Annotated in this window: 18 protein-coding genes; 5 read left to right on the plus strand and 13 right to left on the minus strand. The window is 73.8% G+C overall.

Annotated features, from left to right (window positions below; translation table 11 throughout):
* Positions 1–543: 543 nt before the first annotated feature.
* Positions 544–1,950: an aldehyde dehydrogenase family protein gene (locus tag ABD160_RS07295; RefSeq protein ID WP_344019710.1), complete on the minus strand. Its 1,407-nt coding sequence runs from the start codon at positions 1,948–1,950 to the stop codon at positions 544–546.
* 21 nt (positions 1,951–1,971) lie between these two features.
* Entirely contained in the window at positions 1,972–2,598 is a 627-nt protein-coding gene (locus ABD160_RS07300; RefSeq protein ID WP_344019712.1) for a mycothiol-dependent nitroreductase Rv2466c family protein, read from the minus strand.
* A gap of 106 nt (positions 2,599–2,704) precedes the next feature.
* Between ABD160_RS07300 and pepN the strand changes: the two genes are divergently transcribed.
* Positions 2,705–5,317: an aminopeptidase N gene (gene pepN / locus ABD160_RS07305; protein WP_344019714.1), complete on the plus strand. Its 2,613-nt coding sequence runs from the start codon at positions 2,705–2,707 to the stop codon at positions 5,315–5,317.
* A gap of 58 nt (positions 5,318–5,375) precedes the next feature.
* Here pepN and ABD160_RS07310 read toward each other — a convergent pair whose 3' ends face one another.
* From ABD160_RS07310 to ABD160_RS07345, 8 genes are all read right to left on the minus strand, one after another.
* A complete protein-coding gene (locus ABD160_RS07310; protein ID WP_344019716.1) occupies positions 5,376–5,744 on the minus strand; it encodes a (Fe-S)-binding protein in 369 nt (122 codons plus the stop codon).
* 159 nt (positions 5,745–5,903) lie between these two features.
* Positions 5,904–7,478: a sensor histidine kinase gene (locus ABD160_RS07315; RefSeq protein ID WP_344019718.1), complete on the minus strand. Its 1,575-nt coding sequence runs from the start codon at positions 7,476–7,478 to the stop codon at positions 5,904–5,906.
* Positions 7,479–7,661: 183 nt separating this feature from the next.
* Positions 7,662–8,327, minus strand: a complete 666-nt coding sequence (locus ABD160_RS07320) for a response regulator transcription factor (RefSeq protein WP_344019720.1) — start codon at positions 8,325–8,327, stop codon at positions 7,662–7,664.
* Between the two features lie 142 nt (positions 8,328–8,469).
* On the minus strand, positions 8,470–8,952 hold the full coding sequence (locus ABD160_RS07325; protein WP_344019722.1) for a DUF5130 family protein: 483 nt from the start codon (positions 8,950–8,952) through the stop codon (positions 8,470–8,472).
* Entirely contained in the window at positions 8,939–9,175 is a 237-nt protein-coding gene (ctaJ, locus tag ABD160_RS07330) for an aa3-type cytochrome oxidase subunit CtaJ (protein ID WP_344019724.1), read from the minus strand. Before ctaJ ends, ABD160_RS07325 begins: the two co-directional genes overlap by 14 nt.
* Positions 9,176–9,186: 11 nt before the next feature.
* Positions 9,187–10,632 carry a DUF2252 domain-containing protein gene (locus ABD160_RS07335; protein ID WP_344019726.1) on the minus strand — a complete coding sequence of 482 codons (1,446 nt, stop codon included), beginning with the start codon at positions 10,630–10,632 and terminating at the stop codon, positions 9,187–9,189.
* A gap of 9 nt (positions 10,633–10,641) precedes the next feature.
* Positions 10,642–11,931 carry an MFS transporter gene (locus ABD160_RS07340; protein ID WP_344019728.1) on the minus strand — a complete coding sequence of 430 codons (1,290 nt, stop codon included), beginning with the start codon at positions 11,929–11,931 and terminating at the stop codon, positions 10,642–10,644.
* A 125-nt stretch (positions 11,932–12,056) separates the two neighbouring features.
* Complete coding sequence (locus tag ABD160_RS07345; RefSeq protein WP_344019730.1) at positions 12,057–12,626, minus strand: TetR/AcrR family transcriptional regulator; 570 nt, start codon at positions 12,624–12,626, stop codon at positions 12,057–12,059.
* Positions 12,627–12,721: 95 nt separating this feature from the next.
* Here ABD160_RS07345 and ABD160_RS07350 point away from each other — a divergent pair, with 95 nt between their 5' ends.
* On the plus strand, positions 12,722–13,645 hold the full coding sequence (locus tag ABD160_RS07350; protein WP_344019732.1) for an NmrA family NAD(P)-binding protein: 924 nt from the start codon (positions 12,722–12,724) through the stop codon (positions 13,643–13,645).
* Here the strand turns inward: ABD160_RS07350 and ABD160_RS07355 are convergent.
* From ABD160_RS07355 to rfbB, 3 genes are read right to left on the minus strand one after another with little or no spacing between them, the layout of a single operon-like run.
* Positions 13,615–14,979 (minus strand): UDP-glucose dehydrogenase family protein, encoded by a 1,365-nt coding sequence (locus ABD160_RS07355; RefSeq protein ID WP_344019734.1) that lies wholly within the window; start codon positions 14,977–14,979, stop codon positions 13,615–13,617. The two genes, ABD160_RS07350 and ABD160_RS07355, sit on opposite strands and share 31 nt — an antisense overlap.
* 9 nt (positions 14,980–14,988) lie before the next feature.
* Positions 14,989–15,594, minus strand: coding sequence for a dTDP-4-dehydrorhamnose 3,5-epimerase family protein (locus ABD160_RS07360; RefSeq protein ID WP_344019736.1), 606 nt, complete (start codon positions 15,592–15,594; stop codon positions 14,989–14,991).
* The gene (gene rfbB / locus ABD160_RS07365; protein ID WP_344019738.1) at positions 15,591–16,562 is read right to left on the minus strand and encodes a dTDP-glucose 4,6-dehydratase; all 972 of its coding nucleotides are present in this window, start codon (positions 16,560–16,562) and stop codon (positions 15,591–15,593) included. Before rfbB ends, ABD160_RS07360 begins: the two co-directional genes overlap by 4 nt.
* A 67-nt stretch (positions 16,563–16,629) precedes the next feature.
* On the opposite strand from rfbB, the gene rfbD reads away from it, so the two are divergent.
* Genes rfbD through ABD160_RS07380 form a run of 3 tightly spaced genes read left to right on the plus strand, consistent with a single transcriptional unit; the run spans position 16,630 to position 20,327 of the window.
* The gene (rfbD, locus tag ABD160_RS07370; RefSeq protein ID WP_344019740.1) at positions 16,630–17,481 is read left to right on the plus strand and encodes a dTDP-4-dehydrorhamnose reductase; all 852 of its coding nucleotides are present in this window, start codon (positions 16,630–16,632) and stop codon (positions 17,479–17,481) included.
* A complete protein-coding gene (gene rfbA, locus ABD160_RS07375; protein ID WP_344019742.1) occupies positions 17,478–18,368 on the plus strand; it encodes a glucose-1-phosphate thymidylyltransferase RfbA in 891 nt (296 codons plus the stop codon). Before rfbD ends, rfbA begins: the two co-directional genes overlap by 4 nt.
* 12 nt (positions 18,369–18,380) lie before the next feature.
* The gene (locus ABD160_RS07380) at positions 18,381–20,327 is read left to right on the plus strand and encodes an alkaline phosphatase D family protein (protein WP_344019744.1); all 1,947 of its coding nucleotides are present in this window, start codon (positions 18,381–18,383) and stop codon (positions 20,325–20,327) included.
* Positions 20,328–20,336: the final 9 nt, after the last annotated feature.

The following is a 20,336-nucleotide window of genomic DNA, read 5'->3' on the forward strand; positions in this document are numbered from 1 at the left end:
GGTGATCACGTCCGCGCCGGCCCTGGGTCGCACCCCGTGTGCGACCTCGCACCCGTTGCAGCGGGTGCGATGCCTCGCCAGGGGTGCGATGCCGCGCCAGGGGTGCGACACCGCGCCAGGGGTGCGACACCGCGCCACGGGTGCGACGGCGAAGCGGGGCGCGACGCCGCACCCCTTATCCGGCCCCGCACCTGTTGGAGCAGGTGCGGGGACGCACCAGGGGTGCGACGTCCGAGCGGGGTGCGACGCCCGAGCGGGGCGCGACGCCCGAGCGGGGTGCGACGCCCGAGCGGGGTGCGACGCCCGAGCGGGGCGCGACGCCGCACCCCTTATCCGGCCCCGCACCTGTTGGAGCAGGTGCGGGGACGCACCAGGGGTGCGACGTCCGAGCGGGGCACGAGTCCGTCGGGTGCGGCGCCCGCACCCGCGGCGCGACGCACCCGCACCCGCGGCGCGACGCACCCGCACCCGCGGCGCGACGCTCCCGCACCCGCGGCGCACCCGCACCCGCGCCCGCGCCCGCGCCCGCGCCCGCGCCGAGCGTCAGCGCTGGATGGACTTCGTCTCCAGGAACTCCTCCAGCCCGAAGCGTCCCAGCTCGCGCCCGTTGCCGGACTGCTTGTACCCACCGAACGGCGCCAGGATGTTGAACGCCCCGCCGTTCACGTCGACCTGCCCGGTCCGCAGCCGCCGGGCGACCGCGAGCGCGTGCTCCTGCTCGCCGAACACCGCGCCGGCCAGGCCGTAGACGGTGCTGTTCGCGATCTGCACGGCCTGCTCCTCGTCGGCGTAGGGGATCACCGAGAGCACCGGGCCGAAGATCTCCTCCTGGGCGATGACGGCGTCCGGCGCGACGTCGGCGAAGATCGTCGGCCGGACGTAGGCGCCGTCCAGCCCGTCGACCGGCTCCGGCCCGCCGAACACCAGCCGCGCGCCGTCGGCGACGCCGCGCTCGACGTAGGAGCGCACCCGCTCCTGCTGAGCGGCCGACGACATCGGCCCGATCCGGGTGGACGGGTCGGTCGGGTCGCCGACGGTGTAGCGCTGCGCGGCGTCGACGAGCTGGGACACGATCTCGTCCTGGCGGGCGGCCGGGACCAGCATCCGGGTCCACGCGGTGCAGGTCTGGCCGCCGTTGATCCAGGCGTTCCCCAGGCCGACCTTGACCGCCTTGCCCAGGTCGGCGTCGTCGAGGATCACGTTCGCGGACTTGCCGCCGAGCTCCAGCGAGACCCGCTTCACGGTGTCCGACGCGACCACCGACACCCGCTTCCCGGCCCGGGTCGAGCCGGTGAAGGAGACCATGTCGACGTCCGGATGGGCGGCGATCGCCTCGCCGACGACCGGGCCGGTGCCGTGCACGATGTTGAACGCGCCGGCCGGTAGCCCGGCGGCCACGGTGATCCGGGCCAGGATCTGCGCGGTCAGCGGCGCGACCTCGGTCGGCTTGAGCACGACCGTGTTGCCGGCGAGCAGCGCCGGGGCGACCTTGGCGACGATCTGGTGCAGCGGGTAGTTCCACGGCGTGATCGCGCCGACCACCCCGACCGGCTCGCGGACGACCAGCGAGTTCCCGATCTCCTCGGTCCAGGCGAAGTCCGCGGCCAGCGCCGCGAACGCCGCGGACGAGCCGACCGGCATCGCGACCTGGACCTTCTGCGAGAAGGTGATCGGCGATCCCATCTCGGCGGTGATGGTGGCGGCGATCTCGCCGGCCCGTTCCTTGATGCCGTCGGAGATCCGCTGCACCACGGCAGCGCGCTCGGCCACCGGCGTGGCCGACCAGCCGGGGAACGCGGCGCGGGCGGCGGCGACGGCGCGGTCGACGTCCTGGGCGGTGCCGGCCGGGACGGATCCGACGACCGCGCCGGTCGCCGGGTCCGTCACCTCGATCCGCTCGGCGCCCCCGGTCACGTCGGCGCCGTCGATGAAGTGCTGGAGGGTGCTCATCCCCCGATACTCACACGCGGATCAGTAGTCGAACGACGGGTCCTCGGTCCGGGTCCGCTTCAGCTCGAAGAAGTGCGGGTTCTCCGCCATCAGCCGGGCGCCGTCGAACAGCCGTCCGGCGTCCTCGCCCTTCGGCACCCGGGAGATCACCGGGCCGAAGAACGCGACACCGTCGACGTGGATGGTGGGGGTGCCGACGTCCAGCCCGACCGGGTCCATGCCCTCGTGGTGGCTGGTCCTGAGCTTGTCGTCCCACTCCGTGCTGTGCGCGGCCTCGGCCAGCGACGCCGGCAGGTTCAGCTCCTTGAGCGCCCCGGCGATCACGTCGTCGAAGTCCTTGTTCTGCTGGTTGTGGATCCGCTCGCCGAGCGCGGTGTAGAGCGGGGCCAGCACCTGCTCGCCGTGCTGCTCGGCGGCGGCGATGCAGACCCGCACCGGGCCCCACGCCTTCCGCATCATCTCGACGTACTGTTCGGGCAGGTCGCGCCCCTCGTTGAGCACCGCGAGGCTCATCACGTGCCAGCTCACGTCGACCTCGCGGACCTTCTCGACCTCCAGCACCCAGCGGGAGGTCAGCCACGCCCACGGACACAGCGGGTCGAACCAGACGTCGACCCGGGCACGGCCTCCACCAGCAGCAGTCGTCATGACCGACGCAACGACGGACGGTGCGCGGAGATTCCGCACGCCGCCCACCGGGGCACGTGATTGGATGCCCTGCGACACCGATCCCGGAGAGGACCCGAGCACCTCCATGACCCCGCCCAACCTGACCCGCACCCAGGCCGAGCAGCGCGCGGCGCAGATCGCGGTGTCGACCTACGACGTCACGATCGACCTCACCGACGGCGCGGGCGCCCCGTCGGAGCGGACCTTCGCGGTGACCACCACCGTCCGCTTCACCGCCACCGAGCCCGGTGGGAGCACCTGGATCGAGTGGGTGGGCGAGGGCATCACCTCGGCCGAGCTGAACGGCACCGCCCTCGACGTCTCCGGCTGGACCGAGTCCGACGGCCTGGCGCTGCCCGGCCTGGCCGCCGACAACGAGCTGACGGTCGTCTCCACCGGCCGCTACACGAACACCGGCGAGGGCCTGCACCGCTTCGTCGATCCGGTCGACTGCGGCGTCTACCTGTACTCGCAGTTCGAGACCGCGGACTGCAAGCGGCTGTTCCCCTGCTTCGACCAGCCCGATCTCAAGGCCCGCTACACCCTCACGGTGACCGCGCCGGAGGGCTGGAAGGTCGTCTCGAACGCGCCGGGGGCGGTCGACGCCCTGGGCGGCGGCGCCAGCGTGCACCGCTTCGAGCAGACCGAGATCCTCTCCACCTACCTGGTCGCGCTGATCGCCGGGCCGTACGAGAGCTGGCACGACACCTACCGCGACGAGTTCGGCGAGATCCCGCTCGGCATCTTCTGCCGCGCCTCGCTGGCCCCGCACATGGACCACGAGCGGATCTTCACCGAGACGAAGCAGGGCTTCGAGTTCTACCACCGCAACTTCGGGGTGACCTACCCGTTCGGCAAGTACGACCAGCTCTTCGTGCCCGAGTTCAACGCGGGCGCGATGGAGAACGCGGGCGCCGTCACCTTCCTCGAGGACTACGTCTTCCGGTCCCGGGTCACCCGCACCCTCTACGAGCGGCGCGCCGAGACGATCCTGCACGAGATGGCGCACATGTGGTTCGGCGATCTCGTGACCATGCGCTGGTGGGACGACCTGTGGCTGAACGAGTCGTTCGCCACCTGGGCGTCGGTGCTGTGCCAGGCCGAGGCGACCGAGTACACGAACGCCTGGACGACGTTCGCGAACCTGGAGAAGTCCTGGGCCTACCGCCAGGACCAGCTGCCCTCCACCCACCCGGTGGCCGCGGACATCCCGGACCTGCAGGCCGTCGAGGTGAACTTCGACGGCATCACCTACGCCAAGGGCGCCTCGGTGCTCAAGCAGCTGGTCGCCTACGTCGGCCTGGAGCCGTTCCTGGCCGGGCTGCGCGACTACTTCGCCGCGCACGCCTGGGGCAACGCGACCTTCGACGACCTGCTGGGCTCGCTGGAGAAGGCGTCCGGCCGGGACCTGTCCGACTGGGGCGCGCAGTGGCTGCGCACCACCGGCCTGAACCTGCTGCGGCCGTCCTTCCGGGTCGACGAGGCCGGGAAGTTCACCAGCTTCGACGTCGTGCAGGGTGGCGCCCGGCCGGGCGCCGGTGAGCTGCGGACGCACCGGATCGCCGTCGGCGTGTACGACGACGACCCGGCGACCGGCAAGCTGGTCCGGACCCAGCGGGTGGAGCTCGACGTGTCCGGCGAGCGCACCGCGGTCCCCGAGCTGGTGGGGCTGCCCCGCGGCAAGCTGGTGCTGGTCAACGACGACGACCTCACCTACTGCGCGCTGCGCCTGGACCCGGGCTCGCTGGCCACCCTGGTCGACCGGATCGGCGACATCGCCGATCCGCTGCCGCGCACCCTGTGCTGGTCCTCGGCCTGGGAGATGACCCGCGAGGCCGAGCTGAAGGCCCGCGACTTCGTCACCCTGGTCGCCGGCGGGTTCGACACCGAGTCCGAGATCGGCGTGGTCCAGCGGCTGCTGCTGCAGGCGCAGACGGCGACCGCCTCGTACTGCACGCCCGAGTGGGCGACCGGCCGGGGCTGGCCGCTGCTGACCGACGCGCTGCGGTTCCGCCTGGACACCGCCCCGCCCGGGTCCGACGTCCAGCTCGCCGTGGTGAACGCGCTCGCCGCGTCGGTGCTGCCGGAGAACACCCTGGACTCGATGAAGGGCTGGCTGCTCGACGTCCGGGTCCCGGACGGGCTGACCGTGGACACCGACCTGCGCTGGCGGCTGCTGCACGCGCTGGTCGCGCACGGGAAGGCCGGCGAGACCGAGATCGCCGAGGAGGAGCAGCGCGACCCGACCTCGACCGGCGCCCGGCACGCCGAGCGGGCCCGCGCGCTGGTGCCGACCGCGGAGGCGAAGGAGCGGGCCTGGCAGCGCGCCGTGCACGACGACACGCTGCCGAACGCGGTCAACGAGTCGATCATCGCCGGGTTCTCGCACCCCGCGCAGCGCGGGCTGCTGGGCGACTACGTCGAGCGCTACTTCGCCGAGATCGACGGCGTCTGGGCGCGCCGCACCTCGGAGCTGGCGCAGAACGTGGTGATCGGGCTGTTCCCGTCGTGGGCGGTGGACCAGCAGACGGTCGACGCCGCCGACCACTGGCTGGCCGACGACTCCAAGCCGGCGGCGCTGCGCCGGCTGGTGTCGGAGGGCCGGGCCGGGATCGTGCGGGCGCTCGCCGCGCGCGAGTTCGACGCCCAGCCGACCCCCTCGACGCCGGACCAGGCGACCGCGGTCGAGCAGCCGTAGCCGCCCGGGACGTCACCGCGCCGGCGGGACCTCGCGTCCCGCCGGCCCGGCCGGGCGGTCAGCCGCGGCGGCGCCGCAGCAGCCCGCGGAGCCGGCCGGCGGGCCGGTCCTCTCCGTCGAGCCGGAACGAGCTGCAGGTGCGTGCCCCGCAGGCCCCGCAGTCGGTGCCGGGACGGTAGTGCTCGTGCATCTCCTCCGGGTGCCCGCAGGAACACGTCCGCACCCCCGCGTCCACCGGCGCCGGCGGGGTGGGGGTGGCCGGGGTCCGCTGTGCCGGGATCCGCGGCGGGGCCGTCGGCTCGACCGCGGGCAGGCCGGTCGGCGGTGTGAGGACCGCTGCCGAGGGGGTCGTGGGGTGCGACATCGACCGGCGTCCGTTCGGCCGCGATCCTGCGGTGCTCTCCGCGCCGTCGTGCGGGTGCGCCATGGTGACCTCCTTCGTACGGACGGTGGCCCGTGCGTCGTCGCTCGGCGGACACCGTCGACGTCCAGTATGGGATCAGAACGGGCTTCCGGGGAATGACTGTCCGCTTCGAAGTAGCCCTCGGTGGCCTGACCTGCGGTTCCGGCTGCCCGAACGCCCCGATCAGGTGACGGCCGGAAGGGTGAGCACGGCGAGGCAGCCCCGCGGGTCGTGCGCCGTCCGGAGTACCAGCTCGCCGCCGTACTCCTGCGCCAGCTGGGCGCTGATGTGCAGCCCGAGGCCGGACCCGCCGGCCCGCTCGTCGTGCACCCCGCGGGTGATCACCAGCTCGTCCTGCCCGTCCGGGAGGCCGGGGCCCTCGTCGCGGACCTCGACGGTCACGAACCCGGGCTCGTCGGCGGTGCGCCCGCGGACCTCGACCGGGGCGCCGTGTGCGTGCCGGTCGCAGTTGGCGAGCAGGTTGGTGACGACCTGCCGGGTCACCGTGTCCGGCGCCGCGACGACCGGGAGGTCGTCGTCGACGTCGAGCCGGATCGGGAGCTCCGCGCGCAGGCTCACCAGCTGGCGCAGCACGACGTCCACCCGGTGCGAGTCGGGGACCTCGGCCGGCTCGGCCGCGGTCGCCGCCGGGCTGAAGCGGGGGCCCAGGTCGAGCAGCTCGGCGTCCCGCTCGTCGATCATCGGGTCGGCCTGCGCCACCGCCGGGACGTCCTCGACGTGCGCGGTCAGCGGGTTCTCCAGCATCTCGCGCAGCCTGCCCAGCTCGGTCAGCACGGCGTCGCGGAGCTGCCCGGTCTGCGGGTCGCCGCTGCCGTGCGAGAGCAGGTAGGCCGCGCCGGCGAGACCGGCGAGCCCGTTGCGCAGCTCGTGATCGCGCTCGGCCGCCTGCCCGGCCGCCCGTTCCAGCAGCAGCGTCGCGTCGCCGAGGGTCTCCTGCAGCCGGTCGTAGTCGTCCTGGATCTGGCTGACCGCGCGCAGCGCCATGGTGAGCAGGGCGGAGAGCACCACCGCCATGCCGAGGATCCGCAGCGACGGGTACGCCAGGCCGGTGGCCGGCTCGGACGGCACCACCGTGCGGTAGAGCTGGGACACCGCGATCACCAGCAGCCCGAGGCCGAGCCGGGCCCGGATCCGGCTCTGCCGCCGGTAGCCGTCGAGCAGGAACAGCACCGCGACCGTCGCCCACCCGGCCTGCGCGACCAGCGAGGTCAGCGGGCTGCCGGCGAGCAGCGTGGTGAACGGGCTCTCCTCCTGCAGCGCGACGGTCGCGCCGACCGCGAGGGCGAGCGCGATCAGCGCCCAGCCGCCCCACGCGCCGAGCCGGGCCGGCGGGCGGAGCGCCGCGATCAGGATGCACAGCCCGATCACCAGCATCGACAGCACCGCGAGCCGGGCGACACCGTCCGGGTTGTTCTGCACGACCAGCGCCGACATCGGCAGCAGCACGACGCCGTAGAGCAGCAGCGCCGCGCCGAACCAGGAGGGCCGCGGATCGCCGGTGAGCCGGCCGGTGACCAGGGCGACGATCGCGGCGGCCGAGCCGAACGCGGCCGCGACGAGGGTCAGGACGGCGGTGGCGGTCGCGACGTCGATCCAGCCGCCGACGACCTGGGGGCGGGTGACCGCGACGACGACGACACAGAGCGTGACGACCACCAGGAGATCCGCGAGATGCCCGGCGATGAACCGCGCGCGGCGGTGCCGCCCGAGGACACCGCTGAAGCTGCCGGCCGCCAAGTTACGCTCCGTATCCCCCAGATTGATGAATGGTCAATGATATGACGCCGGTGACACAAGGCGAGAGGGGGTCACCCTTGCGGACGAACGGCCTTGTCGTGACGGAGCGTACGGTCGAGCACGGTCGGTCCACCATAGGACCTTTTGCCCCAACTACGTAGGACCATTCAGTGTAATTGCAGGTCAGATGCCTGCGGCCTTCCGATACAACGCCACGGCCTCGAGCTGGGAACCGACCTCGAGCTTCGTGAGGACCGCGCGGATCTGGGTCCGGACCGTCGCCAGCGACACGACGAAGTGGTCGGCCACCGCCTGGGCCCGCTTCCCGCCCGCCAGCAGCGCCAGCACCTCGCGCTCGCGCTGCGTGAGCTTCCCGAGCTTTCCGTAGAGCTCGCGACGTTCCTGCTCGCGGTCCCGGTGCAGCTGGATGAACTGTTCGCGCCGCCCCGGCGGCATCACGGAGCGTCCCATCCGGGCCTCCCGGATCGCGTTCAGCAGCGCCGGGAACGGCGCGTTCTTCGGGACGAACACGAAGCCCCCCGCGTCCAGCGCGGCGCCCACCCGGCCGGCGTCCGAGCTGCCGGACAGCACGACCACCCGCCAGCCCGCGTCGACCAGCGGGCCGACCAGCTGCACGCCGTCGATCCGGTTGCCGTCGGGGTCCCGTCCGAGATCGAGGTCCAGCACGATCAGGCCGGGCTCGCCGGTGCGGGCGCGCTCCAGCACCGCGGCCGCCGACCGCACCGGGAAGAAGGTGGCGTCCTCACCCTCGGCGCGCAGGTTGAGCGCGAGCGCCGAACCGACCAGCTCGTGGTCGTCGACGATCAGGATCGGGCTCCCGGCGGTCATTCCCTGACCGCCCCCTCCGGGGACGACATAAAGACACCTTAGAACCGTTCGGCCCTTCGTGGTGTCGTCCACGTACCGGACACGCGGCTGGTGCGTCCGCCGGTGCGGCGGCCGCGTGCCCGGTCGGGGTGGAACGCCGAGGTCAGCGCCGGGTGCCGGCCTGGTCGGCCAGCATCCGCAGACCGGACAGCAGTCCGTTGAACAGGTCACCCTCCTTGAAGGAGGCCACCATGCTCATCAGGGCGAGCTTGGCGCCGCGGTCCGGGAGCCGGACCTTGGCCTCGGCCCCGGTGACGATCTCCAGCAGCCGCTGCCCGGGGCTGACCGCGACCAGCACGGCGTCGTCGTAGCCCTCGATCCGGCTGTGCAGGTCGACCGCGGTCCGCCGTGCGTCGTCGCCGAGGTCGCCGAGGTAGAGCGCGAACCGCAGGCCGGTCTCCCGGCTGGTGAGGGTCAGCGCGTCGTCCAGGCGGGCGAGCTGCACCGGGGTGAAGGGCTGCTCGGACGGGTCCGGCTCACGGAACTCGCGGGCCACCGACAGGCGGCCGGAGTTGGTGACGACCGAGCCCTCGGGCAGCTCGTCCTCGTTGCCCTGGAAGACGGCGACGCCGCTACCACTTCCCACCGGTACCTCCTCGCGCGTCGCTGCCGTCCGCCGATGCGTGCGCAGCGTCGTGCGCGGCACCGGCCGGGTTGGCGATCCAGAACAGGGGCTCGTACGGCCACGCGTCCCCCGCCGTGTTGCGGGAGCGGCCGCTCCGGCTGCGCACTGCGATCCATCCCCAGATCGCGAAGTACAGAACCACCGGCGCGACCACGTAGACCAGGAGTGTCTCGACGACGGTCACGGGGCCAGAACCTAGCCGATGGCGCCGCCCGGCACCTGCCCAGGTGTCCGATCCGACAGGCGTCCGGAACGGATTGCGCGCAGCAAGGAGTCGTGATCGGCCTCGGTCTGGTCGGCGTAGGCGCGGGCGAAGGCGCACAACGCGTCCGCCACCCGCCCGCCGCCGCCCAGGTAGCCGGCGATCATCGACGCGCCGGACGTGCGGGCGTGTCCCTTCGCGAGCAGCTGGCCGCAGACGGCGGCGTAGTCGGCGAGCGCCGGGCCGTCCAGCCGGTCCGGGACGATCGCCCCCTTCATGTCCCGGAACTGGCGCACGTAGAACTGCTGGAGGCCGTGCCGGCTGCTGTGGATGCTGGTCCAGCCGAGCAGCGGATCGGACACCGTCTGCAGTGCCTGCTGGTACTCGACGACGCGCTGTCCCTGGTGGTCGTGCCACGCCTCGGTGCCGTGCACGAACGGCGCGACCACCGACCGGCGGGCCTGCTTGAGCTGCAGGAACAGCACGTCGTCCGGGCTGGAACCCTCGCACAGCACGAGATAGGCGCGCAGGCCGACCGAGCCGACGCCGACGACCTTGTGGGCCACGTCGACGGCGTGGTAGCCGCCGAGGATGCGCGCCCAGTGCGGCGGCAGGGTCGCCAGGTAGCCGTCCAGCGCGGCCAGGATCCGCTCGGTGTGCTCGTCGTCGGGATGGGTGATCAGCGGCGGCTCGGTGACGATCCGGCGCTCCCCGCCGTCGTCGGTCACGAACCGGGGCAGCGCGCGGTCGCTGGTCCGGGTGCGGGCGCGTTCGGCGGCCTTGTCGACGGCCCGCCGGGCCCGCTTGTTGCCGGTGTCCGAGCGCAGCGTGTCGACGTCCATCACGTCGAACGAGCGGCCCAGCAGCGGCTGCTCGGCCAGCGCCCGCAGGTGCTCGGCGTAGGCGCGCACGCAGCGGCGGACCGCCTCCTCGCACTGCCGCTCGGACGCCCCGGAGTCCCGTCCGGCCGTCCAGGTGGAGGCGACCAGCCTGCGCAGGTCCCACTCCCAGGCACCGGGATGGGCCTCGTCGAAGTCGTTGAGGTCGAAGACCAGCTCGCGCTCCGGCGAGGCGTAGAAGCCGAAGTTGCCCAGGTGCGCGTCGCCGCAGATGACCGGATGGATGCCGGTGGCGGGCAGCACCGCGAAGTCGGCGGCGTGCAGCGCGGCCGCCCCGCGCAGGAAGGCGTGCGGGGAGGCGCTCATCCGCTGGATCCGCAGCGGGACGAGCTCGGGCACCCGGCCCGCGTTCGTCGCCTCGACCAGGTCGACCGGATCGACCCGGCGCAGCGCCGACGCCCAGGACGCCAGCGTGGACCGCGGCGCGGTCCTCCGCAGGCCCCGGCCGATCCGGTAGCGCTCGGCGCGCGGCGTGGACCGGCGGTGCAGGGAGCCGTAGGACTCCCGGTCGGAACCGGCCAGCACCGGGTGCGAGGTCACCCCCCGTTCCTACTGCAGCCCGGCCGCCGGCGCAGGCGCGACGGCGGGCCGGAAGGTCAGCAGCACGGCGGCGCCGAGCGCGAACAGCACCGCGCAGCCGAGGTAGAGCGCGTTCGGCGTCCAGCCGGCGTCGAGCAGCGCCCCGGCGGCGGTCGGGGCGACGACGGCGCCGATCCGGCCGATCCCGATGGCCGCGCCGACCCCGGTGGCCCGGATGCCGTCGTCGTAGGCGGTCGCGGTGAGCGCGTACATGCCGCCGACGCAGCCGTTCACCACCACCCCGATCACGATCCCGATCGAGAAGGCCAGTGCCAGCCAGCCCAGTGCGGGCAGGAACACCGCGAGCAGCAGGCCGGTCGCGAGCAGGTACCCGGTGAGCACGGTGCGCAGCGCCCAGCGCGCGGCCAGCAGCCCCAGCAGCAGGGTGCCGAAGATCCCGCCGAGGTTGAGCAGGGTGCCGCCGGTGAGCCCCTGCGACTCGGACAGTCCGGCCTCGACCAGCAGCGTCGGCGTCCAGCTGGTGACGACGTAGAACCCGGCCATGATCAGGAAGAACAGCGCCCACAGGCGCAGCGTGGTGGGCCGCACGCCGGGTGCCAGCAGGGCGCGGAAGCCGCCCCCGGCGGCGGCCGCACCGGCGACCGGCGGCGGCAGCTCGGACAGCGTGGGCGCCCGCAGCCCGGCCAGCAGCCGGTTGACCCGGTCCAGCGCGCCCGCCGGGCGGCGGGTGAGCAGGAACTGCAGCGACTCGGGCAGCGCGAGCAGCACCACCGGCACGGCGGCGAGGGTGGCGAGCCCGCCGGTCAGGAAGACGGCCCGCCAGCCGAACGCCTCGATCATGGTGACGGCGAGCAGGCCGCCGAGCGTCGCGCCGCCGGCGTAGCCGATCCCGACCAGACCGACCGCGAGCGGCCGCCAGCGGCGCGCGGCGTACTCGGTGGCGATGGTGGTGCTGCAGGCCAGCACCCCGCCGACGCCGAACCCGGTGAGCACCCGCAGCGCACCCAGCGCGACCGCGGACGGCGCGAGCGAGGACAGCAGCATCCCGCTGCCGGCCACGAGCAGCCCGATCAGGATCACCGGGCGGCGGCCGATCCGGTCGGCGACCGGGGCGAGCGCGAGCGAGCCGGCCGCCATCCCGACCAGCCCGGCGGAGAGCAGCAGGCCCAGCTCGGCGCCGCCGAGCCCCCACTCCTGCGCGACGGTCCGGCCGGTGAACGCCATGACCAGCACGTCGAAGCCGTCCAGCACGTTCAGCAGCACGCAGATCGCGATCGCCCGCCACTGGAAGGCGCGCATCGGGGCATCGTCGATGACAGCACGGAGATCGGTACTCACGCGTCGGGCCTCCCGCTCGGATGCGGCCGTCGAGCCCACCTCTCGTGCCGCTGCGCAATCAGTCGATCACGCTCCGCCCTTGCGCGTCACCCTCGCGTGGCCGATTCGATCCGCTGCGACCCGATCCCGGCCCGGACCAGACCCAGCAGCCTGCTCCCGGCCTCCGGATCGTCGTCGGTGACCCGGGAGATCCCGGTGACGACGGCGAGCAGGTCGTCCACGGTCGCCCCGGGGTGCACCGCCCCGGCCGCGGCGGCCCGGCTCCGCAGCGGTCCGGCGACCTCGCGCAACCGGCTGCTGTGGCAGACCGGCAGCTCCGGCTCGGTGAGCAGCACGGCGACCACGCCGCGGGTCGCCGAGGCGAAGCGGACCAGCTCGTCGAGCCAGCCCCACAGGTCGGCCGCGGCGTCGCCGTCGCCCGCCGCGAGCTCGCCGGCGCGCACGCAGAGCTGGTCGATCCCGTCGGCGCACACCGCTTCGAGCAGGTCCCGGCGGGAGCCGAAGTGCCGGTGCAGGGTGGCCGAGCCGACCCCGGCGCGGCGGGCGATCTCCTCCAGCGGGGCGGCCGGCCCGTCCCGCCGGAACACCTCGGCGGCGGCCTCGATCAGCCGTTCCCGGTTCCGCCTGCGGTCGGCGCGACCGGTGGTCGGGGTCATCGGCAGCTCCGGCGTTCGACAAACGGGGTGGTTCTCCATATCGTAGCGGGAGCGAAACGGAGAACATCTCCGTTTCTCCTGATGAGGGGACGACGATGGACGACGCGGTACTCGTGACCGGAGCGACCGGCAAGCAGGGCGGTGCGGTGGCCCGGGCGGTGCGGGCGGCCGGGCGGCCGGTGCGCGCTCTGGTCCGCGATCCCGGCACCGAACAGGCCCTGGCACTCGCCGGGGCCGGGATCGACCTGGTCACCGGCGATCTCGACGATCCGGCGTCGGTGGCCGCGGCGGCCCGCGGCGCGCGGGCGGTGTTCTCGGTGCAGATGCCGGACCTGACCGACCTGCTCGGCGACCGCGAGCTGCGGCACGCCGGCGCGATCGCGGACGCGGTCCGCGCGGCCGGAGTGGAGCAGGTCGTGCACACCTCGGTCAGCGGAGCCGGCCTGCACGGGCTCGCCGGCGCGGTGGACCCGCTGACCTGGGGCGAGCACATGCCGCACTACTGGCGGACCAAGCTCGCGGCGGAGCGGCTGCTCACCGGCAGCGGCGCGGGCCGGGTCACCGTGCTGCGCCCGGCCGGGTTCATGGAGAACTTCCTGCAGCCCTCGATGTACCACGCCGGGGGCGACCCGGAGCGGATGATCCTGGCCGCTGACGCCGACGTGGCGCAGCCGTTCGTCGCACTGGCCGACATCGGCGCCGCGGCGGCCGCCGCGTTCGCCGAGTCGGACCGGTTCGACGGCGTCGTCCTGGAGCTGGCCGGTGAGCGGATCAGCTTCCGGGCCGCCGCGGCCGCCCTGTCCGAGGCCTGGGACCTCGCGATCACGGTCTCCGACGATCCGGAGGTCGCCCGCGCCGCGGGCCTGCCCGAGGTGTTCGTCCGGGCGCAGCAGTTCAGCGCCCGGTACCCGTCCCCGGCCGTGCCGCAGGCGGCCCGCGACCTCGGCCTGCCCACCACCGGGTTCACCGAGTGGGCGCTCGCGCAGCGTCAGGCGTTGCGCCTGCCCAGCGCGCGGTAGGTCCAGCCGGCGGCCTCCCACGCCTCCCGGTCGAGCGCGTTGCGGCCGTCGAGCACCCGCCGGGTCCGCACCACCGCACCGAACGCGGCCGGGTCCAGCTCCTTGTACTGCCGCCACTCGGTGAGCAGCAGCACCGCGTCGGCACCCTCGGCGGCCTCCTCGGGGGTGTCGACGCAGTCGAGCTGCGACCACTGCCGGCGCACGTTGGGCAGCGCCTGCGGATCGGTGACCCGCACGCTCGCGCCCTGCAGCTGCAACTGGGCGGCGACGTTGAGCGCCGGGGAGTCCCGGATGTCGTCGGAGTCCGGCTTGAAGGCGGCCCCCAGCACGGCGATCCGCTTGCCGAGCAGCGAGTCGTCGCACACCTGGCGGGCCAGCTCCACCATCCGGATCCGGCGCCGCATGTTGATGTTGTCGACCTCGCGCAGGAAGGTGAGCGCCTGGTCGGCGCCCAGCTCACCGGCCCGGGCCATGAACGCCCGGATGTCCTTGGGCAGGCAGCCGCCGCCGAACCCGAGCCCGGCGTTGAGGAACTTGCGGCCGATCCGGTCGTCGTGCCCGATCGCGTCGGCGAGCTGCTTGACGTCGGCGCCGGTGGCCTCGCACAGCTCGGCCATCGCGTTGATGAAGGAGATCTTGGTCGCCAGGAAGGAGTTGGCGGCGGTCTTCACCATCTCGGCGGTGGCGTAGTCGGTGACGACCTTGGGGGTGTCGTCGGCGACGATCCGCGCGTACACCCGGTCCAGCAGCGCCTCGGCGTCGACCGGTCCGCCGTCCGGCACGCCGTAGACCAGGCGGTCCGGGTGCAGGGTGTCCTGCACCGCGAAGCCCTCGCGCAGGAACTCCGGGTTCCAGGCCAGCGCCGCCTCCGGCACCCGCTCGGCGACCAGCTCGGCCAGCCTCGCCGCCGTCCCGACCGGGACGGTGGACTTGCCGACCACCAGCTCGCCGGGGCCCAGCACGTCGAGCAGCGACGACGTCGCCGCCTCCACGTAGGTCAGGTCGGCCGCGTACTCGCCGCGGCGCTGCGGGGTGCCGACGCACACGAAGTGCACCGCCGCCCCGGTCGCCGCCTTCATGTCCGGGGAGAAGCTCAGCCGGCCGGACGCCAGCGAGCGCCGCAGCAGCTCCTCGAAGCCGGGCTCGAAGAACGGGACCCGGCCGGCGGCCAGCGCCTCGGCCTTCTCGACGTCGACCTCGACCCCGACGACCTCGTGCCCCAGCTCCGCCATCGACGCGGCGTGCACCGCGCCCAGGTAGCCGCACCCGATCACCGAGATCCTGAGCGCCTCCGGGGCCCGCGGTGATTCGGCAAGCTCGTTGCTCTGCGCCATGGCCGGAGACTAACCATCCGCCCGGAGCTGCTGATACCGGACGTCACAGAGTTCGCGAGAGGGCAACATCCCGGTGTCCAGCGCGTGCCGCAGGGTGGGGGCGGCCCGGTCCTTCGCCGACAGCACCGGCGGGACGCCGTCCGCCCAGGGCAGCCCCAGCTCCGGGTCCAGCGGGTCGATGCCGTGCTCGGCCGCCGGGGCGTACGGCGTCGAGCACAGGTACCCGACCGTCGCCCGGTCGCTCAGCGCCTGGAACGCGTGCCCCAGCCCCTCCGCCAGGTACAGCGCGCGCAACGACCCGGCGTCGAGATCGACGACCTCGAACCGGCCGAACGTCGGCGAGCCCACCCGCAGGTCGACCACGACGTCGCGGACGGCGCCCTCGGCGACGTGCACGTACTTCGCCTGGCCCGGCGGGACGTCGGCGAAGTGCACGCCGCGGATCACCCCGCGCCGGCTCACCGACTGGTTCGCCTGGGCCACGGTCAGGTCGAAGCCGAGCGCCTCGCGGAACGCCGGCCCCTGGAACGGCGCGGTGAACGACCCGCGGTCGTCCGGGAAGACGGTCGGCTCGAACAGCCACAGCCCGTCGATGGAGAGTTCGGTGGCCTTCACGTGCGCAGTGCCTCCCACCAGTCACGGTTGTCCCGGTACCAGGCCACGGTCGCGGCCAGTCCCTCGTCGAACGGCACCCGGGGCGCGTACCCCAGCTCGTCGCGGATCTTCGTCCAGTCCACCGAGTACCGGCGGTCGTGCCCCTTGCGGTCGGCCACCCGCTCGATCATGTCCTCCCCCGCGCCGACCTCGGCGAGCAGCCGGTGGGTGAGCTCGCGGTTGCTCAGCTCGGTGCCACCGCCGATGTTGTAGACCTCGCCGGCCCGGCCCTTCGCCGCCGCCAGCGCGATGCCGTGGCAGTGGTCGTCGACGTGCAGCCAGTCGCGGACGTTGCCGCCGTCGCCGTAGAGCGGGACCGGCCGGCCGTCGAGCAGGTTGCTGACGAACAGCGGGATCACCTTCTCCGGGAACTGGTACGGGCCGTAGTTGTTCGAGCAGCGGGTCACCACGACGTCCAGGCCGTGCGTGCGGTGGTACGAGCGGGCCAGCAGGTCGCTGCCCGCCTTCGCCGCCGCGTACGGCGAGTTCGGCTCCAGCGGATCGGTCTCCGGCCACGAGCCGTCCTCGATCGAGCCGTACACCTCGTCGGTGGAGACGTGCACGAACCGGCCGACGCCCAGATCGAGCGCCGCCTGCAGCAGCACCTGGGTGCCGACCACGTTGGTGGTCACGAAGTCCGCGGCGCCGGTGATCGAGCGGTCCACGTGCGTCTCGGCGGCCAGGTGCAGCACCAGGTCGGCGCCGGTGAGCACCTCGCGGACCCGGGCGGGATCGCGGATGTCGGCGTGCTCGACCCGCAGCCGCGGGGAGTCGCGCACCGGGGCCAGGTTCTCCATCCGGCCGGCGTAGGTGAACGCGTCGAGCACCACCACCTCGGCACCGGCCAGCGACGGGTGCCGGTCGGCGAGGACGGTGCGCACGAGGTGCGAGCCGATGAAGCCCGCTCCGCCGGTCACGACCAGCCGCATGCCCACCTCCTGGATTCCGGGCTGTTAGCTTCCTCAGCCCACACACCTGATCTTCTCGGGAGAAGCCGTGGCTTCATTACCCCCGCGCGCCGTCATCGTCGGCGCGGGCGGCCAGCTGGGACAAGCGCTGACCGCGGCGCTGCCCGGTGCCCGTGCCCTCACCTCGGCCGATCTGGACATCGGGTCGCCCGACCAGGTGGCCGCCCTCGACCTCTCCGACGTGGACATCGTCGTCAACGCGGCCGCCTACACCGCGGTCGACCGGGCGGAGACCGACCGGGCGGCGGCGTGGCGGGTGAACGCCGGGGGTGTGGCCAACCTCGCACGTGCCGCCACCGCGGCGGGCGCCGGTCTGGTGCACGTCTCGACCGAGTACGTGTTCGACGGCACGGCGCCGGGGCCGATCCCGGTCGACGCCGCGCTGTCCCCGCTCAGCGTGTACGGCGCGTCCAAGGCGGCGGGCGAGCTGGTCGCGGCGACGGTCCCCCGGCACTGGGTGGTGCGGACGAGCTGGGTGGTGGGAGCCGGCGGGAACTTCGTCGCCACCATGCGACGGCTGGCCGAGCGCGGCGTCGCACCGTCCGTGGTCGACGACCAGTTCGGCAGGCCCACCTTCGCCGACGACCTCGCGGCCGGGCTGCTCGCGCTGGTCGACCGGCCGCCCGGCGTCTACCACCTGACGAACGGCGGCGAGCCGCTGAGCTGGGCGGACCTGGCGCGGGAGGTGTTCCGGCGCACAGGACACGATCCGGGTGCTATCACCGCGGTGGGCAGTGACGAGTACTTCGCCGACAAGCCCGGCGCCGCCCCCCGGCCGGCGAACTCGGTCCTCGACCTCGGCCGGGCCGCCGCACTGGGCGTCGAGCTGCCGGAGTGGCCGGCGTCGCTCGCGCGCTATCTGGAGGGAAGCCGACCGTGACGAAGGGGATCATCCTGGCCGGGGGCACCGGCAGCAGGCTCTTCCCGCTCACCCGGGCGGTCTCGAAGCAGCTGCTGCCGGTCTACGACAAGCCGATGATCTACCACCCGCTGACCACGCTGATGCTGGCCGGGATCCGGGAGATCCTGCTGATCTCCACCCCGCACGACCTGCCCGGCTTCCAGCGGCTGCTCGGCGACGGCGCCGAGCTCGGCCTGGAGATCGGCTACGCCGAGCAGCCCAGCCCGAACGGCCTGGCCGAGGCGTTCGTGATCGGGGCCGAGCACGTCCGCGGCGGGCCGTCGGCGCTGGTGCTGGGCGACAACATCTTCCACGGCGCGTCGTTCGGGAGCATGCTCCGCCGGCGGGCCGCCGACGTCGCGAGCGGGCGGACCGGCTGCGTGCTGTTCGGTTATCCGGTGCGCGACCCGGAGCGCTACGGCGTCGGCGAGGCGGACGCCGACGGCCGGCTGGTGTCCATCGAGGAGAAGCCGGAGAAGCCGCGCTCCGACCGCGCGATCACCGGGCTCTACCTCTACGACTCCCAGGTCGTCGACATCGCCGCCTCGATCACCCCGTCCGCCCGCGGCGAGCTGGAGATCACCGACGTCAACCGGGTCTACCTGGAGCAGGGCCGGGCCGAGCTGCAGGACCTCGGCCGCGGCTTCGCCTGGCTCGACACCGGCACCCACGAGTCGCTGATGGACGCCGGCCAGTACGTCCGGGTGCTGGAGAACCGGCAGGGCGTGCGGATCGCCTGCGTCGAGGAGGTCGCCCTGCGGATGGGCTTCATCGACGCCGACGCCTGCCACGCGCTCGGCGCCCGCCAGGCCGGCTCCGGTTACGGTGAGTACGTGATGGGTGTCGCAGAGCAGTTCCGGGGCTGACAGGCTGGTGGCATGACCGAGGCGACGGCGCCCGTGCGGCGCTTCCAGCACGCCCTGTTCCGGCTGGGCCAGTGGCTGCTCGGGCACCGCGGCGGCCCGGAGGGCGACATCGAGCCGGGCCTGCTCGTCGTCGGGAAGGACGCCGGGACCCGGCAGGTGCGGCTGTGGATCGGCGCGCTGGTGCACGGCTGCGCCGCCGAGACGCTGACCGCGACCGTGCGGGTCGATCTCGGCACCGGCGGGCCGGTGACCACCGAGCTGCTGCGGTTCGGGTTCGACTCCGAGCGCCCGGTCACCGGCTGGCGGTCGGGCACCCGGTTCTTCCACGGCCACGTCGTCGTCGACCGGCTGGAGCCGGACAGCTGGGGCGAGGCGTCGGTCGAGCTCGCCCCGGTGGCCGGGCTGCGCGAGGAGCACCGGCGGGCGTCCTGCCGGGTGCGGACGCTCCCGCACCGGATCGGGATCGGCGGCGAGCTGACCGCGCTGGTCGGATCCTGCTACGACGCCGACACCGACACCACGAACGCGCTCGACGCCGCGTTCCGCAGGCTGCGCGACGGGATCGCGGAGCCGGACCTGACGCTGCTGACCGGCGACCAGGTCTACGCCGACGCGCCCGCGAAGTTCTACGGGACGATGGCCCGCAGCACCCCGCGCAGCTACGGGCTGCTGGAGTACTGGACGTCCTGGGGGATGCAGCGCTACGGCGAGCACCGCCATCTCGGGATGCGCGCGCTGCTCACCCACGGCCCGCACTGGTTCCTGCCCGACGATCACGAGTTCTGGAACAACTGGCCGCAGTCCTCGGTCACCGCCCGGCACTCCTACGCCAACATCGCCCGCGCGACGGTCGGCGCCGTCCGCAGGCAGCTGGCGCTGGCCCGGCGGCGGCCCGGCGATCCGGTGCCCGTCCCGGCCGATCCCGGCCCGGCGCCGGACGATCCGCTGGTGCAGAACTACCACCCGCCGCACCCCGACGAGTGGGACGCCTGGGGGCGGGCCGCGTTCGACCTGTACGGCTCGTTCCAGACGCCGAGCGTGCGCGACCGCGACACCGGCCGGATCACCCGCGGCGAGCTCGACGACGATCCTGCCGCTGATCCGCACCGCCCGCCCCGGCACGACCCGCCCGGCCGGGTGCACCGGCCGCTCAACCAGGTGGTGCAGCGGATCGACCTCGACGACGTGCAGATCGTGCTGCTGGACACCCGGACCCGGCGCACCCGGCGGACCGACGACCCGGCACTGTCGGCGTTCGTCGACGCCGCGGCGCTGGAGCAGGTGCTCGCCATCGCCGCCGAGGCACCCGTGCTGGTGCTGGTCACCCCGCAGCCGCTGCTGGTGCCGCCGTACCGGACGCGGCTGCGGGACCGCCCGCTCGGCGCCCGGGTGGAACGCGCGATCGACCTGCAGATCGCCGACTACCCCGACCAGTACGCCCGGCTCTGGGACGGCCTGGTCACCGCCCGGGCCGGACGCCCCACGGTGACCGTCGGCGGCGACATCCACGCCAGCTACGTCGGGCACGCGCCGTCGCTGCCGCTGCTGGAGCTGGTGTCCTCGCCGATGTCGCTGGTCGCCGGGTCCACCCTGTTCGAGACGCTGTTCGCGGTGCCCGCGAAGCTGCTGCGGGCGCTGTCCGGCGGATCGGCGGTCCGCGACCCCTACGCCCCCGGCGCCGAGCTGGCCCGGATCGGTGACCTGCGCAGCCGGGCGGTGATCCGACCCGGCCCGGACGACGACGACGTCGCCGTCTCGCTGACCGGGCTCGGCCGCGGCAATCCGGAGGCGCTCGGGCTGCTGCGGATCGGGCGCACCGCCGAGCACGCGTACCGGGTGCGGGCCGCGCTGCACACCCGGTCACCGCGCGGCGGGTCCCGCGAGGTGACCGTGGAGCTGCGCACCGACCGGCGCGGGCCGGACGCCATGGGTCCGCCGGAGGTCACCGCGGCGCCGTAGATCTCGTCC

This window comes from Pseudonocardia kongjuensis (assembly GCF_039526905.1).
Taxonomy (GTDB): Bacteria; Actinomycetota; Actinomycetes; order Mycobacteriales; family Pseudonocardiaceae; genus Pseudonocardia; species Pseudonocardia kongjuensis.